14 protein-coding genes are annotated in these 14,737 nt (G+C 30.8%); 13 read left to right on the top strand and 1 reads right to left on the bottom strand.

Annotation, left to right across the window (positions count from 1 at the left end; all coding sequences use genetic code 11):
- Positions 1–8: 8 nt before the first annotated feature.
- A complete protein-coding gene (locus BSEL_RS15435) occupies positions 9–536 on the bottom strand; it encodes a sigma-70 family RNA polymerase sigma factor (protein ID WP_013173935.1) in 528 nt (175 codons plus the stop codon).
- A gap of 247 nt (positions 537–783) precedes the next feature.
- On the opposite strand from BSEL_RS15435, the gene BSEL_RS15430 reads away from it, so the two are divergent.
- The 13 genes from BSEL_RS15430 (at position 784) to BSEL_RS15370 (ending at position 14,736) form a co-directional block, all read left to right on the top strand.
- Positions 784–1,122, top strand: a complete 339-nt coding sequence (locus tag BSEL_RS15430) for a type II secretion system protein (RefSeq protein ID WP_013173934.1) — start codon at positions 784–786, stop codon at positions 1,120–1,122.
- A 640-nt stretch (positions 1,123–1,762) separates the two neighbouring features.
- Positions 1,763–2,392 carry a sugar transferase gene (locus tag BSEL_RS15425; protein WP_013173933.1) on the top strand — a complete coding sequence of 210 codons (630 nt, stop codon included), beginning with the start codon at positions 1,763–1,765 and terminating at the stop codon, positions 2,390–2,392.
- 2 nt (positions 2,393–2,394) lie between these two features.
- Positions 2,395–3,243 (top strand): NAD-dependent epimerase/dehydratase family protein, encoded by an 849-nt coding sequence (locus tag BSEL_RS15420; protein WP_013173932.1) that lies wholly within the window; start codon positions 2,395–2,397, stop codon positions 3,241–3,243.
- A 1-nt stretch (position 3,244) separates the two neighbouring features.
- A complete protein-coding gene (locus tag BSEL_RS15415) occupies positions 3,245–4,339 on the top strand; it encodes a glycosyltransferase family 4 protein (RefSeq protein ID WP_013173931.1) in 1,095 nt (364 codons plus the stop codon).
- 234 nt (positions 4,340–4,573) lie between these two features.
- Positions 4,574–5,728 carry a glycosyltransferase gene (locus BSEL_RS15410; RefSeq protein ID WP_013173930.1) on the top strand — a complete coding sequence of 385 codons (1,155 nt, stop codon included), beginning with the start codon at positions 4,574–4,576 and terminating at the stop codon, positions 5,726–5,728.
- Between the two features lie 22 nt (positions 5,729–5,750).
- Positions 5,751–6,845, top strand: coding sequence for a glycosyltransferase (locus BSEL_RS15405; RefSeq protein ID WP_013173929.1), 1,095 nt, complete (start codon positions 5,751–5,753; stop codon positions 6,843–6,845).
- Positions 6,846–7,153: 308 nt separating this feature from the next.
- Positions 7,154–8,329: an O-antigen ligase family protein gene (locus BSEL_RS15400; RefSeq protein WP_013173928.1), complete on the top strand. Its 1,176-nt coding sequence runs from the start codon at positions 7,154–7,156 to the stop codon at positions 8,327–8,329.
- Positions 8,330–8,392: 63 nt separating this feature from the next.
- On the top strand, positions 8,393–9,106 hold the full coding sequence (locus BSEL_RS15395; RefSeq protein WP_013173927.1) for a hypothetical protein: 714 nt from the start codon (positions 8,393–8,395) through the stop codon (positions 9,104–9,106).
- Between the two features lie 65 nt (positions 9,107–9,171).
- Positions 9,172–10,065 (top strand): glycosyltransferase family 2 protein, encoded by an 894-nt coding sequence (locus BSEL_RS15390; RefSeq protein WP_013173926.1) that lies wholly within the window; start codon positions 9,172–9,174, stop codon positions 10,063–10,065.
- A gap of 126 nt (positions 10,066–10,191) precedes the next feature.
- Positions 10,192–11,664: a lipopolysaccharide biosynthesis protein gene (locus tag BSEL_RS15385; RefSeq protein ID WP_013173925.1), complete on the top strand. Its 1,473-nt coding sequence runs from the start codon at positions 10,192–10,194 to the stop codon at positions 11,662–11,664.
- Between the two features lie 16 nt (positions 11,665–11,680).
- Positions 11,681–12,913, top strand: coding sequence for a nucleoside/nucleotide kinase family protein (locus BSEL_RS15380; protein ID WP_013173924.1), 1,233 nt, complete (start codon positions 11,681–11,683; stop codon positions 12,911–12,913).
- A gap of 1 nt (position 12,914) precedes the next feature.
- On the top strand, positions 12,915–13,688 hold the full coding sequence (locus BSEL_RS15375; protein ID WP_013173923.1) for a hypothetical protein: 774 nt from the start codon (positions 12,915–12,917) through the stop codon (positions 13,686–13,688).
- Between the two features lie 325 nt (positions 13,689–14,013).
- Positions 14,014–14,736, top strand: a complete 723-nt coding sequence (locus BSEL_RS15370; protein WP_013173922.1) for a hypothetical protein — start codon at positions 14,014–14,016, stop codon at positions 14,734–14,736.
- The last annotated feature ends 1 nt before the right edge of the window (position 14,737 follow it).

Genomic DNA, 14,737 nt, shown 5'->3' with positions numbered 1-14,737 from the left:
TATTCCTTTTATGTGGTTCTTTCGACATCATTCGACAGGCGGAGCTTGCGAATAGCACCTTTACGCCACGATTTAACCGTTTCTCTCGAAACGCCATAGAGCGATGCGAGATCCCGGATCGTTTCCCCGTTGATGATGGCACCCTTATACCAGCACAGTTCTCTGGCGCTCAGTTTCGCTCCTTTGGCATAGTCGAGGAGTTCGATATTCGTCAATCCGTCATCAATAGAGGCAGGAGCACTGTCTGTCAATACGGTGTGATCTGTCACGTGATTCAAGTGACTCCATTTGTCCTGATCACGGAGGTGATTGCACATTCGCCCGTGTATATAAAGGCGTACATAGCTCGGGAACGCCCCCTTAGCTCCGTCAAAGCGCTGCCAGGCATCGAACAGGGCCACCATGCCTACATGTTCATATTCGTCTCGTTTAGCACTCAGCTGCAGGCGGTCAATGGTCCCGTGGATAAGCGGTTTAAAATCAGTAAGGATTTCATCAAAGGTTTTGTGCAATACATCGTAATGGTTGGTTTTCATCGTCTCAGTCGTTTCTGAAAGCCGGCTTTCGTGTATTCCGCGGTACCTTCAGTATAGGTGGAATAAGATGAAGGGGCGAATGGGCAATCATGCAATTTGCCAAGCTGAAAATGCGATTTTGGTTAGACGAAAACGCCAATTTCACCAGACGAAAATGACAATTTGGTATGAATGTATAAATACTGCCTCATTCTCAAGAAAAAAGATGATATCATGCAAGAAGCGGCGGTGAAGACAGGGAGGCTGTATGTTGCTCAATCAAAAGGGGATTACCTTCATTGAACTCTTAGCAGTCCTCATCATAATCGCAATCGTTACTTTGATTGTCATACCTGCAGTCATGACAATCATCGATAAAGCGGAAGATGCCGTTTGCACTGACAATCTTAATAAACTAAAAAGGGATTACGGTATGCATCTCAGTTTGATGAATGTTCAACACAGTGAAATTTTGTTCGATGACTATTATAACGACTGGAATGAAGGATTTTGTGTTTGTCGAAATGGTGAATCACCGTATGTTGAGCAAAACGGTGAGATCCTGTGCACAGACAAAGAAGATGATGAGCCGGCGCCAATTCTATAACAAATAAAGTTAAAGTGTAAAAAGAGTTTATTCACTTTCTGAAAGACAGGTGATTTATTGAGGTGCAGTGATATATGCATCTATTCATTGAGCGAAAAACGCCGACCAGTCATGTATTCTGATCGAACAATGAATGCATTGACGGATAAAGGTTTGGAGGAAAAACATCTATTTTAATCAATGATTGAATGTCAGAAAGACAATAGAAGTAACTAAATTCGAAGGAAACGATGATGAGGTGATTTTCTTTGCCAGGTAAAGTTCAAGGTAAATGAGAGCATTAATAGATACAAAAAATAAGTATTTGAAAATAATAAAATGCCATAAACGTTGACGTAGCAACGGATTAATGAAAACAATATATTGGTAAATATTGAATGTAAAGAAGGGTCCCGACTAGTCTTTTCTGATCGAGTCCAGGAAGCCTTGAGCCACTACGTTTTTGAGAGTTTGCATTAAAATTGCTTCATTCTAATGAGGGAATTTAATGGAGGTTCTCAATTCAATGAAGGGGAGTGATTGAATAGACAACACGAGGTGGCTATTGATAATAGATGAGGTTTAGTAGGTTAGTAGTTGGTTGGAATGAGTTCTAATTAAGTACTAAAATACTAAAAAACATTCAAGGAGTGTAACATATATGTACATGAAAATAAAAAGACTAATAGATATAGTGCTTTCATTAATAGGGTTGATAGTACTGTCTCCTATTTTTTTAATGCTTATTGTAGGAATAAAATTAGACTCAAAAGGTCCTGTACTGTTTAAACAAAAGCGGGTTGGTATTAACCAAACTTATTTTAATATTTTAAAATTCCGTACCATGAGAATTGATACACCTAAGGACACACCGACACACCTATTAGATAATCCAGACCAATACATTACAAAAATGGGTAAGTTCTTGAGAAAAACTTCACTTGATGAGTTGCCCCAGATTTGGAATATCTTTGTTGGTCAGATGAGTATTATCGGGCCTAGGCCAGCACTTTGGAATCAGTATGATTTAATTGCTGAACGAGATAAATATGATGCTAATGATGTTCCACCTGGCCTGACTGGCTGGGCGCAGATAAATGGTAGAGACGAACTTCCTATTGAAGTTAAAGCAAAGTTAGATGGGGAGTATGTTGAAAGAATTGGGTTGTGGATGGATATTAAATGTTTTTTTGGAACAATTGTAAGTGTAGTTAAGAGCGATGGTGTTGTAGAAGGTAGCACTGGAGTGAAGAAGTCAGGTGATAACAAGAAAACAAAGGAGTCTTTGTAACAATGAAAAGAATCCTAATAACAGGTAAAAATAGCTACATTGGTAATAGCTTTGAGAAGTGGCTAGCAAAAGATCCTCAAAGATATAAAGTAGACAAAATCAGTGTAAGAGATGATTCATGGAAGAAAATCAACTTTTCATCATACGACACCATTCTTCACGTCGCAGGGATTGCACATCTTAGTGAGCGTAAGGTTGATAAAGATTTATATTATAAAGTGAATCGAGACTTAGCAATTAATATTGCAAATAAAGCGAAAGATGAAGGTGTTAAGCAATTTATCTTTACAAGTTCAATGAGTGTTTATGGTAAAGAAACAGGAATAATTGATAAAGATACGCCCACTATGCCTAAGTCTAATTATGGTAAATCAAAGCTTGAAGCCGAAAGGTTAATTTCTGAGCTCGATGAAATTGATTATAAAGTTTCAATTATTCGTCCACCAATGATTTATGGTCGCAGTTGTAAGGGGAATTATGTAAAGCTCTCATCACTTGCCAGAAGAACTCCAGTATTTCCGAATATCAAAAATCAAAGAAGTATGATTTATATTGATAATTTGAACGAATACATTAAAACTTTAGTAAATAACCCAATAAGTGGGTTATTCTTTCCGCAAAACAAAGATTATGTATGCACATCAGACATGGTGAAGGAAATTGCAAGTGTATATAATAAGCGTGTTTGGATGACTAAATTATTTAATCCATTATTAATTAATATTAATATAGAGATGAGCAAAAAAATTTTTGGTGATTTAGTGTACTGTAAACACATGGATGAAAATTATAGATACAATAACTATAATCTAGTGAATTTTAAAGAGTCTATTAGATTGACGGAGGAATAGTGTGAAAAAAGTAGTTATACTCTCAAACCATCATGCATATACTTATAACTTTCGAAGAGAAATTATTCAAAGATTGATCGATGAAAAATTTCAAGTATATGTTATTCAGCCCTATGGGGAAAAAGTTGAAAAGTTAAAAGAGATGGGGTGTGAATGTATTGATCTCCCACTCGATCGTAGGGGTACAAATCCAATTACTGATGCTAAGCTAATTAGAAGTTATTTTAAATTATTAAGAAAAATTCGACCTAATGTGGTTTTGTCCTATACGGTTAAACCAAATGTGTATGGAGGATTCGTTTGTAGATTATTAAAAATCCCTCATATCCCCAATATCACCGGGTTAGGTACAGCGGTTGAGAAGAAAAGTTTTATGCAAAAAGTGATGTTAATAATGCATAAAGTAGCTTTAAAGAAAAGTAGTTGTATAATGTTTCAGAATGAGGAGAATAAAAATTTATTCGAACAAGAAAATATTAGAGCAGTCGGGTATAGGCTAATTCCAGGTTCAGGTGTAAATACAAAACATTTTTCTCTCTTAGAATATCCTATAAAAAAGACAATAGAATTCGTTTTTATTTCGAGAATTATGAAAGAAAAAGGAATTGATCAATATTTAGAAGCTGCAGAATATATAAGGGGAAAACACCCAGAAACTAAATTTCATATTTGTGGATTTTGTGAAGATGATTATGAGGACAAACTTAAGGAACTTGAAAAAAAAGGAGTTATCAAATATCACGGAATGGTTAGTGATATAAGAGAAATTCTTAAAATAACTCACTGTACAGTTCATCCTACCTATTATCCAGAAGGAATGTCTAACGTTTTACTAGAAAGTGCTGCTAGTGGCCGGCCAATTATTACCACAAATAGAAGTGGATGTAGAGAGATTGTTGATAATGGCATCAACGGATATGTAATTGAACAAGAAAATAGTTTAGATTTAATAGATAAGATTGAAAAATTTATAAGCTTGAATGACCAAGAGAAGTTACAAATGGGTTTGTTAGGTAGGAAGAAAGTTGAGGAAGAATTTGATAGAGCATTAGTCGTTGATAGTTATTTGAAAGAGATAAAACTTACTATCCAATGAAAAATCTTATTATTACAGGGAAATAAGCCTTTACTTTCTTAAATAATCAAACTGTTCGCTGAAGTGTAAAGTTATTATGTTTTACCTTCCCTTTAAAAAAACTATTTAAAATTTTACCTAAGAAAGTTATTATTACCTATTAAAAGTGTTTTGCTTTGATTAGAGATATCAAAATCTATAAAGTGTTATTTTATAATGCAGTATAATTAGTAATTTTATGGGGGAGGGAGCATAATGGAACGTGTTATTGTAGCGATATTTTCTACAGACGAAATTAAAACAGGGGCTCATAGACGTTATGTTGAGCTAATTAATGGTTTTTACAAAAAGGGATATGAGACAGTGTGTTTTGCAAAAGAGAATGTATTTGCTGTCGAACAGGATAATTTTATAAAACTTAACATAAAAAAATCAAGTAGATTTCCTATTACATTTCAATTAGTGAAAGAAGTATTGAGCAAGAGTAAAACAAATCTTTCAAAAAAAGACAAGATAACTGTAATTACTTTTGGTGAAACTACGGCACTTGCAGCGCTTGCTTTAAAAATAAAATTTAATGCAGAAATAGTTTTTGGAATAAGAACAAACATATATGAGGACAGAAAAATTTCTATAATATCGGAAGGTATAAGGATAGGAAATAAAAGGATAAGAAACAAATTCATAATAAGTATGTACTTGTATTTTTTTAGATGTTATGAAAAAATATTGTATCGTTTTTCGGATATTATAACTGTTCAAAATTCTTTTGACAAACACACCGTTATTGAACGATCAAATCATAAAGAAGTAAAGTTAATACCTAACAACATGAATGTGGGATGGCTTTCAGATAAAAGACTATCTTCTTCAAATCAAAGTAAATGTCTAAAAAAGGTTTGTTTTATAGGTTCTTTAATTATGCGCAAAGGTATAAAAGATTTAGTTAATGCCTATGTAAACCTCATAAATAAAGGCTATAATATAGAATTACACATCTTAGGAGAAGGGCCTTTAAAAGAGGAGATTCTAAAGATGAAAGAAAAATATAAATTAAATCAGCTTTATTTAATAGGATATAGTAAATCTCCTTTAAGTTATTTAAGTGAAATGGATTTATTAGTTGTACCTTCCTATATTGATTCTTTTCCAAATGTTGTTTTTGAAGCATGGTATGTAGGGGTTCCTGTAATCGGGAGTAATGTTGGTGGTATAGCAGATCAATTAAAATATGATCAACTTCTATTTACTCCAGGAAAGGTTGCACAAATTGAAGAAAAAATAGGGTGTTTATATAATCAGGAACAGTATAAAGCTATACGTAAGCTTAATGAAAGTCGGAAAGAAGAATTCACATTTGATTGGGTTGGAGAGTATGAGAGAGTTATAGTTGATATGGAAGCTAAATAAAGTATTTACTAGGAGTATTAGTATGAAAATCTTACATGTAATAAATGCATTTTCAGGTGGGGGAGCAGAGAAGCTATTACGGGATACAGTAGTTAATCAGCATAAACAAGGGAATGATGTTTCAGTATTAGTTTTGAGTTCAAGTAATAATGAATTCCTAGAAGAGGTACAGTCTGAGGGAGTCAAAGTATATGTTTCTACTTGTTCTTCCCTATATTCACTTATACAATTTATGGAAGTTAAGAAGATAATATCAGAAGAGCAATATAATATAGTTCATGTTCACTTATTTCCAGCATTTTATTGGACTGCTATAGCAAAGTTATTTATTAGTAAATCCACAAAATTTATTTATACAGAGCATAGTACACATAACCGCCGACGTAATAAATTTTATTTTCGATGGATTGAGTATTTTATGTATAGTAGTTATGATGAAATTTTTTGCATTAGTGAAGGAACAAAAGAAAACCTAAATAAATGGGTTCCTATTACTAATAAAAGATCAGTTGTGATTCCAAATGGGGTTAACCTTATAGATTATAATGAAGCCAAACCATATCAAAAAAGGGATTTATTCGTTGACGCTAAAGAAATAGATAAGTTAATAATCATGGTAGCAAGATTTAGCGATCAAAAAGACCATTCTACTTTGATAAAAAGTTTGAAGTATTTAGATTGTACTTTCAAACTATTACTAGTAGGTGAAGGGGCAAGAATTAATGACGTTAAATCGCTAGTACACAAAGAAGGATTAGAGGACCGTGTTTCTTTTTTAGGTTTCAGGAAAGACATTCCTGAAATTATGAAAACATGTGATATTTTTGTACTTTCATCTAATTGGGAAGGATTTGGATTAGTTGCAGTAGAGGCTATGGCTAGTGGAATTCCAGTTTTAGTTAGCGATGTTCCAGGTTTACGGGAAGTAGTAGGACGAAAAGATATGCTTTTTCCAAAAGGTGACTCAAGGTTGTTAGCTAAGCAAATGAAAGATTTATTAATAGATGAAAAACGCAATGAGATTGTTGAATATGGGATTAACCGTTCGCAACAATATTCAATTTTTTCAATGGTTACTCAAATACAACAAAGATACAATCGATTGTTGAAGGTTTAATAGAATAAAAAAAATTAGAGATATTACTAGTTCTTAAAGATATTGATCCTCTAATGATAAAACAACAGAAAAAGAAAAAACATTTACATGTATCTTAATGCAGTAAGAAACGCTTTTTACAAAACAAACAAAAACCATAACTTTCCTTTAAACAATTATTTCTAGTCAATAATTTAAATTATATTGCTATGAACCAATTCTATTAGTTAAGCTTAGTATCTATTCAACTTTGGGGTGAGCATATATTATTGTTTTAATTGATTAACTGAATCGAGTGTAAAAAAATACCATATAGAGGGATTATTAAAATGAAAGTTTTAACAATATTATTAAGTCTGTTGTATTTTTCAGGTTTAGCATATACTATAACAGAGTTTAGACCTTTCCAGACACCTATTTTAATAGGGGCTTTAATAGGGATTTGTGTTATGGTTCTTATATTAAAAAGAAATTTGATTTTTTCAAAACCGGTAACGGTTTTATTTTATTTATATATATTATCTTGTGTAATTGCCAGTTGGATAAATGCAGATTTTCAGATTTTATTAGCTTCTGGAATACAATTGTCTATATTTGTAACCTTGACAAATGTTCTTCCATCTATGGTTAATAATGTACAAGGTCTTTTTAGAGTAATCGTTGTTTCATTATTATTTAGTCATCTTCCTGTATTCATCATTCCTATTTTATTAAATGGGATAGATAGAGTTCCTTACCAAGGGATGTTGTACAACCCTAATTCATTAGGTACAGCAGTTATTTCATTAGTGGCATTATCGTTGTCTCTAATTTTATCCGAATTACAAATGAAAAGGTTTAAGAGTAAAATAATGATCAGTTCTCTACTTTTATTTGTAACTAGTTCGACTCTTGTTATTTTATCAAATAGTAGAACTGCATTTTTAACTTTAGCAGCATTAATAGTATTATTCATTCTACTAAAATATTTATCTAAGGAATCTTTTATAAGTCTATTTGTTTGGCGAAAGTCAATGATTAAGCAGAACTTATTTACAACAATAATTATTACTTCATCTATTGTATTAATATATAATACTGCTTTTTTATACAATAATGTGATTTCTAAATTTGAAAGAAACCTAAATGCAGGAGACGTTACTGCTAGAAGAGGAGATATCTGGTTACAAACAATTGCAGAAGCACAGTTGTTTGGGCATGGCAGAGATTATTTTAGTGGTTCAGTAGGAACGGCGGCCCATAATACGTTTATTAGTATATTAGGACAGTTTGGTATAGTACCTGTTTTAATATTTATATTGTTTTTACTATACGTATCTTATAAGGCAATTAAATTCTCAAACTGTTCAAACTGTAATTACCGCTATGTGCCTATCTTTTTTATCATGACTTTCGTCATGTTATCGATGGGGGAGTCAATGATGTTAAAGTCAAGTATGTTTTTACTATTTTCTGTAATTGGAATGTCTATAAAATATCAAATTGAATTTGAAAGTAATAAATAAAATTCTTTTATTTATCCATTGTGAGTACAACCAAAAACTACAGTAAGGGTTGGAGGTAATGTTATGAAATCTAAGAAAGCTTGTATTCTGGTTGAATTCAATGGTGTGGCTGGGACAGGTAAAACTACAATTTCAAAAAGTTTATTATCACAAAATAAGAACTTTCTAAAAAAATATGTTGACTATCAGGAATATTTAAAATATTACACAAATAGGAGCCGATTAAAGAAAATCATATGGTTTTTAGGTCAAATTTATCGTCCGTTAAATCTTAAGTTTACATTTTATACATTATTATTCATATTAAGTGTAGGTAACATTACAAAGGACAAGCTATATAGAGGTTTTAGCTTAATAAAAACTTATATGCATTATAATAATCTCTGTAAGAACAATAAGGGTGACATCATAATAATAGATCAAGGAATAATACAGCAGATTATATCGATATTATATCTTGATGAATCTAAAGAATTAAAGCAAGTTAACAAAATGTTGGTTCACATGAAAAATAGCTTGAATATTACTTTTATTAACACAAATCTAGATGTAAATGAAAACATTAATAGGATTGGACAAAGAGAATACAAATTTTCAAGGTTAGATTTTATGGATGAAAGCAATGCTTATATGGCGGTTACTATTCAGGAAAAAAATCATGATAAAATAAGGCAAGCAATAAGCGAAATCAAGATTAATTATTTAAATATAAATACAAGTTTGGATGTAGAACATAATACTCGAATTATAAATGAAGAAATTGGAAAATTGGTATAAAATTACTATGAAGTTTATAAAAAATGAAATTAATAATTACCAGAAAGAACTGGAGGATGTAACTCTTGAAAAATGTATCAATAATTATCCCTCTTTATAATAAAGAACCACATATAAAAAGAACGATATTATCTGTTTTGAATCAAACATACAAATATTATGAAGTAATTGTAGTCGATGATGGTTCAACAGATCGAGGCCCTGATATTGTAAAAAGTATTCAAGATAGTAGAATACAACTTATCCAACAAATGAATGCTGGAGTATCAGCTGCTAGAAATAAGGGTGTTTCACATGCGAAAAGTGACTTAGTCGCATTCTTGGATGCTGATGATGAATGGGAACCAGCTTTTTTAGAAACTTGTATTGCTATGATTAACAAATATCCAGAAGCTAAAATGATTGGTTCGTCGTATTTTATAATAAATAAGGATGGAGAAAAAAAAGTCCCCAAATTTTATAATGTTCCTCAGAAAGATGGAATTATCGATAACTATTTTAAAGCTGCTATAAAAAGAAATCCTACATGGTCATCAGCTGTTATGATATATAAAGATACTTTCAACAAAGTTGGGGGGTTTCCTTTGGGTATGAGACGTGGTGAGGATTCTTTTTTATGGAGCAAAATAGCCTTGCAGTACCCAATTGCTTTTATTAATACACCTTTAGCAATTCGACATTATGATGCTATAAATAGAGCATCGAGCAATGATAGTTTAATAGATGATTTCCCTCTATTTGAATATATGGATAAGGAGCTGTTAGATTTAGATTATAAAGTAAAATATTATGCAAGTGAGTTAATATATAAAAAGTATTTAGCTAGAGCATCTCAATGTTTAAGAGTTGGAAATAAAGATCAAGCCAAAGAATTTTTGCTAAAAGCGAAAGAAACTAGTGAATTCAAAAGAATTTATTGGAAACTCAGATTAATATCGTACTTACCAATTAAGGCTTAATTTTCACTCAGGGTAGAAGATTAGTAGTAGCACCAAATTAAAAAAAACAATCGACTATTAAATTTAATAGGGAAATCATAAAAAGTTTATTAATTATTTAAGATCTTAGAGAAGCGAGTGGACTTTATGGATTCGAGTGTTGATTTACCTAAAAACAATTATAAAAAGAGTATAAAAAGCGGAGTAGTCTGGAACACCTTCATGGTGTTGATAAACCAAGGGTCAGGTATACTTGTTAAATTAATTTTAGCTAGAATGCTTGTTCCAGAATATTTTGGGCTAGTAGGGATGGCAGTTGTATTTACAGGATTATTTAAAGTAATAAATGAATCGGGTATGAAGTCAGCATTAATACAGAGAAAAGAGTTGGACTTAAAACCTATTCATTTTGATAGTGTTTTTTGGTTTTCGATCGTTTTTAGCTCTTTTCTATTTTTACTAGTAATAACAATACTAGCCCCATTTACTGCATGGTTTTATGAAGAGCCATTTCTCTATATTTTAACCATTTGTCTTTCCATAAGTTTATTAATTAATCCACTTAATTTAATTCATAGGGTTAAATTGTCTAGGGATTTAAATTTTAAAAAAATAGCGGTAATTACAACAACTGCAACTGTAATTGTTAGCAGTTCATCTATTATCCTAGCATTTCTGGGAGCAGGTATATGGAGTATAGTGTTTCAAAGTATAGGTATTCCGTTATTAACAGTACCGCTAATGTGGCGTGCCACAAAATGGAGACCTAGATTAAAGTTTTCTTGGATAGCTTTGTCTAGCATTTTTAGTTTTAGTATTTATACTATGGGGACATCAATAGTTAATTTTTTAAGGAATAATTTAGATTATTTGTTAATTGGTAAAATGCTTAGTGCTTATTTTGTAGGATTGTATGCAATTGTTTTTATGGTAACTGAAACAACAAGAACTAAAGTATATTCCATAATTAACCAAGCGATGTTTCCAATCTATAGCAGGATGCAAGACGACCTAAATAGTTTAAAATACTTTTATCTATTAACAATGAAATATAATGCCTTAATTACCTTTCCTTTCTTTATGGTTCTTGCTTTTTTCTCTGAACACTTGTTATTCTATTTTCTTGGAGCGGAATGGGTAGAAGCTTCTTTTGCTTTAACAATACTAGCGCTTGCAAGTATTGTTTTCGGATTTGCAAGTACTCCTGGAGAAATACTTAAGGCAATTGGTAAACCAAAGGTTAGTTTTAAAGTGATGTTATATAACACTTTATTCATTGCACTTCCTTTACTATATATCGGGATCAAATATTTTGGGATAAACGGTGCAGCAATCGCTACACTTATTCATTTTGCAATATCAAGATTAATTTTTCAGATGTATATGTATAAATATATAAATGTGTCAATTGTAGATGTAATTAGATCTCTTAATATACCTCTATTAGGTAGTTTATTATCGGTTGGAGTTATTTATCTTTTCATTGTATATGTTTCAGTTCCTATGAATTTCGTATTTCTTTTAATATATATACTCTTGGCAATGTTACTTTATGTATTAATAATTTATATCGCTATGAAGGATGAATTAGTTAAACTTATAAAAAGTTTTAAAAAATAATACAAGGATGATATAAATGGCTGATAGATGTCCAATTTCTAATTTATATAAATCTTTAAATGAGAGAAATATAGAATATTTTCTACTTTCTAATTTTGAAGAGTTTGACCCGAATGGAGATATAGACTTATATGTTCCAATAGAGAATAAAGACGAATTTTTAAAGGTTATGGCAGAATTAGGGTGGTATAAAAGGAAAGAACCTGCAATCCAAAAATATAAATGCTTCTACTATTATTTAGATAGCGATAAAGTAATCTATTTAGATGTTAAATATAAACTTTATTTTATGGATAAAGATAAACAAACTTTTATTTATAGTAAATCATATCAAAATATTTATAAAAATATAAAGAGAACAGAGTTTAGTGCATGGAGACCTTCTGGTCCTGATGCGTTGCATTTATATCTAGGTCATCTCTTTTATGAAAAAAAAGTGATAAAAGACAAACATATTGAAAGACTTAAAGAATATTTGGAGAAATACCATCTTGAGCTTAGTGAAAGAGAAAAAAAAGAGCTTGAACATGTGTTAATAATTTTAAGAGAAAAAAATGGTTTTGATGAACCTACTACATCATATATACAAAGATGGTTTAAATATTTAAAAAATGAGAATCAACACTTAAGAAAACGAAGTTTTTCATATGGATATAAGGTTTTAGTATTAGGCACTGATGGAACTGGAAAGTCTTCATTAATTAAAAATATTAGGAAAGAAATTCCAGTCAAAACGAAAAGTATTTACCTAGGTACTGGTGAAGACGGTTGGGAATTAAAACAAGTTAAAAAAATGAATAAAAATTTTCAAGGACCTATTCTGGGAAGACTATTAAAAACAATAATTCTTCCAATAGAATTTTGTTTAAGAGTTATTAGAGGTAAAGTTAATGCAAAATATAAGCTTATTTTAATTGATAGATTCCCCGGTTGGGCAATTATATCTAAAAATAAATTAAGGAATTATATATATAAAATAATACTACCTAAACCTGACTTAGTTATATTTTTACATGGGGATCCTCAAATATTATTCGAAAGGAAGAAAGAGAGATCGGTTGAAAGTATATCTAAAGATACATTAAAATTCAAGTCAGTTGCTCATAGGGTTTGTAACAATGTACTAGAAATAAATACAACAGAGTTAAATGAACGAGAAACAACTAAGGTAGTCATTGATTATATTGTGAAAGAAAAGAAGTTTAGGTATTTGTTGTTTGAAGAATTGAGGAGTATTGGGGACGAATAGCATGTTTATTATTAAAAAAAACTCTATTATACTTTTTATGAAAAATAAAGTGATAGAAGCACCTTTAACAAATTCTTCTAAAAGAAAGTTGGAAGAAAAAATAAATGGTTTTAGACTAGCTAAAACAGATAATTTATGGAAACAATTCGTCGTAGATTTTAGCGTATACAAACACATTTTTATATCTGAAAGGGGTAGGTCTTTTAGTAGTTTAGACGATCTAGATTTTGATATAGAGGATTTATTAAATGAAATAGGGAAAGGAATAGAAAGAGGACACCTGATTGCTCTTAAGGAAATCATTGACTTGAAATATTTATATGATCTTAAGCTCTCTATTACTGCAGATTTAAAAGAAAAAATTATATATAGAACAAACGAGATTTTAGTTCCTGAAACCTCCGCCCATGGCGACTTGCATATCGGGAATATAATTATATCTCCAGAAGGCTTACCTAAGTTAATAGATTGGGAGCATTATGAAGCAAAAAGCTCTTATTTATTTGATGTATTACATTTTTGCACTCGGGAGATATGTAATAAGTACAATTGTAGTTGGACAGAGGCTATTCAAAATAACGAATTAAAGAATTATAGTTTCCTCTTTTCGGAACTCAGGAAGTATAATTTAAATTTAGTTGATTTGAAAATCGGTTACATTTTAAATAGAATTACACTGGAGAGTAAAAAGAAGTTTAAATATTTAATGTATTTGCCAGAAGGTCATACAGAAAAATATAACTACGTATTAAAGTATCTAGATAATTTATTATAAATATAATTTTTAAAAACAGAGTGTTTTTAAATTCCCCCCTTTAAATATTGTAATATAGAGACCTTTGTTGGGGATTTATGAACTTAAAGGTTTCGTGAGAGTGTTATTATATCGTTCCAATTTTCAATTGGGGAATTATACACATTAAATCTAGTTTTTAAAACTATTATATATTACTTGAAGAAAAGAGACACTTTTTTAACTACTCTCTATCAGGAGTAGTTTTTATTATGTGAGAAGATGCGGACAGGGTAAAAAGGAGAAATATAATTATTAAAAGTTCATGTAATTTTTTACTGCGAATAAATTCTAGGAGGAAACATGGATGCATAAAAGATCAAAAAAAAACAAACCACTCTTTGTTGAATTAATTGGTCCTGGTGGTAGTGGAAAAAGTACAATCTCAGATAAAATATCTGAGTATAATTGTTTTTATTCGAGTAGGCCACAAACTAATGTTTTTCATAAAGTAACAGGCATTTTCAAAGCCTTTCCTATAGCTCTTTCTCAAGGAATAGTTTGCAAGTTATCATTTAAAAAAACTCGTGAATTATTTTTTAGAGTAGCAATTGCTGAAAGTATATTTGCATGGCAAAAATCTCTAAAACATGGTACTTACTTCATTGATGAAGGAATTGTTCGAGGGATAAGTGATAAGGCATGGTATTCAGAAAATCAAATGATGGCTTGGGAAAACTATATGTCTAAAATGCTAAAGAGGATAAAATACCAACATTGGGATTATGCAGTTATTCAAATAATAGTTGATACTGAAGACAGACGTAGTCGTCTAAAAGATAGAGTTGTAAATGCAGAAAATAAAAAGCAACAATCTAAATTACACAAAAAGTACCTAGCAAAAAAAGACAAACATTTAACAACTTACAAAGTTAGGTTAAAAATTGTTGATTATTTGGAAAGATTATATGACAAAAAAGAAGAGCAGTTCTTCTTTCATAAAGTTCAGAATAATAGTACTGACAATATCAGTGATGTAGCGAAGACAATAATCGATTATATAAATTCAATAAAAAATTCCGTAAGATAGA

Origin of the sequence: [Bacillus] selenitireducens MLS10, assembly GCF_000093085.1 — a bacterium.
Lineage (GTDB): Bacteria > Bacillota > Bacilli > Bacillales > Salisediminibacteriaceae > Salisediminibacterium > Salisediminibacterium selenitireducens.
The sequence above is the reverse complement of the archived record's forward strand: the minus strand, read 5'-3'. Positions and strand labels throughout refer to the sequence as shown.

Coding starts and splice junctions, on each gene's coding strand:
- BSEL_RS15435 (WP_013173935.1), bottom strand. CDS start 536: ATGAAAACCAACCATTACGATGTATTGCACAAAACCTTTGATGAAATC.
- BSEL_RS15430 (WP_013173934.1), top strand. CDS start 784: ATGTTGCTCAATCAAAAGGGGATTACCTTCATTGAACTCTTAGCAGTC.
- BSEL_RS15425 (WP_013173933.1), top strand. CDS start 1,763: ATGTACATGAAAATAAAAAGACTAATAGATATAGTGCTTTCATTAATA.
- BSEL_RS15420 (WP_013173932.1), top strand. CDS start 2,395: ATGAAAAGAATCCTAATAACAGGTAAAAATAGCTACATTGGTAATAGC.
- BSEL_RS15410 (WP_013173930.1), top strand. CDS start 4,574: ATGGAACGTGTTATTGTAGCGATATTTTCTACAGACGAAATTAAAACA.
- BSEL_RS15405 (WP_013173929.1), top strand. CDS start 5,751: ATGAAAATCTTACATGTAATAAATGCATTTTCAGGTGGGGGAGCAGAG.
- BSEL_RS15400 (WP_013173928.1), top strand. CDS start 7,154: ATGAAAGTTTTAACAATATTATTAAGTCTGTTGTATTTTTCAGGTTTA.
- BSEL_RS15395 (WP_013173927.1), top strand. CDS start 8,393: ATGAAATCTAAGAAAGCTTGTATTCTGGTTGAATTCAATGGTGTGGCT.
- BSEL_RS15385 (WP_013173925.1), top strand. CDS start 10,192: ATGGATTCGAGTGTTGATTTACCTAAAAACAATTATAAAAAGAGTATA.
- BSEL_RS15380 (WP_013173924.1), top strand. CDS start 11,681: ATGGCTGATAGATGTCCAATTTCTAATTTATATAAATCTTTAAATGAG.
- BSEL_RS15375 (WP_013173923.1), top strand. CDS start 12,915: ATGTTTATTATTAAAAAAAACTCTATTATACTTTTTATGAAAAATAAA.
- BSEL_RS15370 (WP_013173922.1), top strand. CDS start 14,014: ATGCATAAAAGATCAAAAAAAAACAAACCACTCTTTGTTGAATTAATT.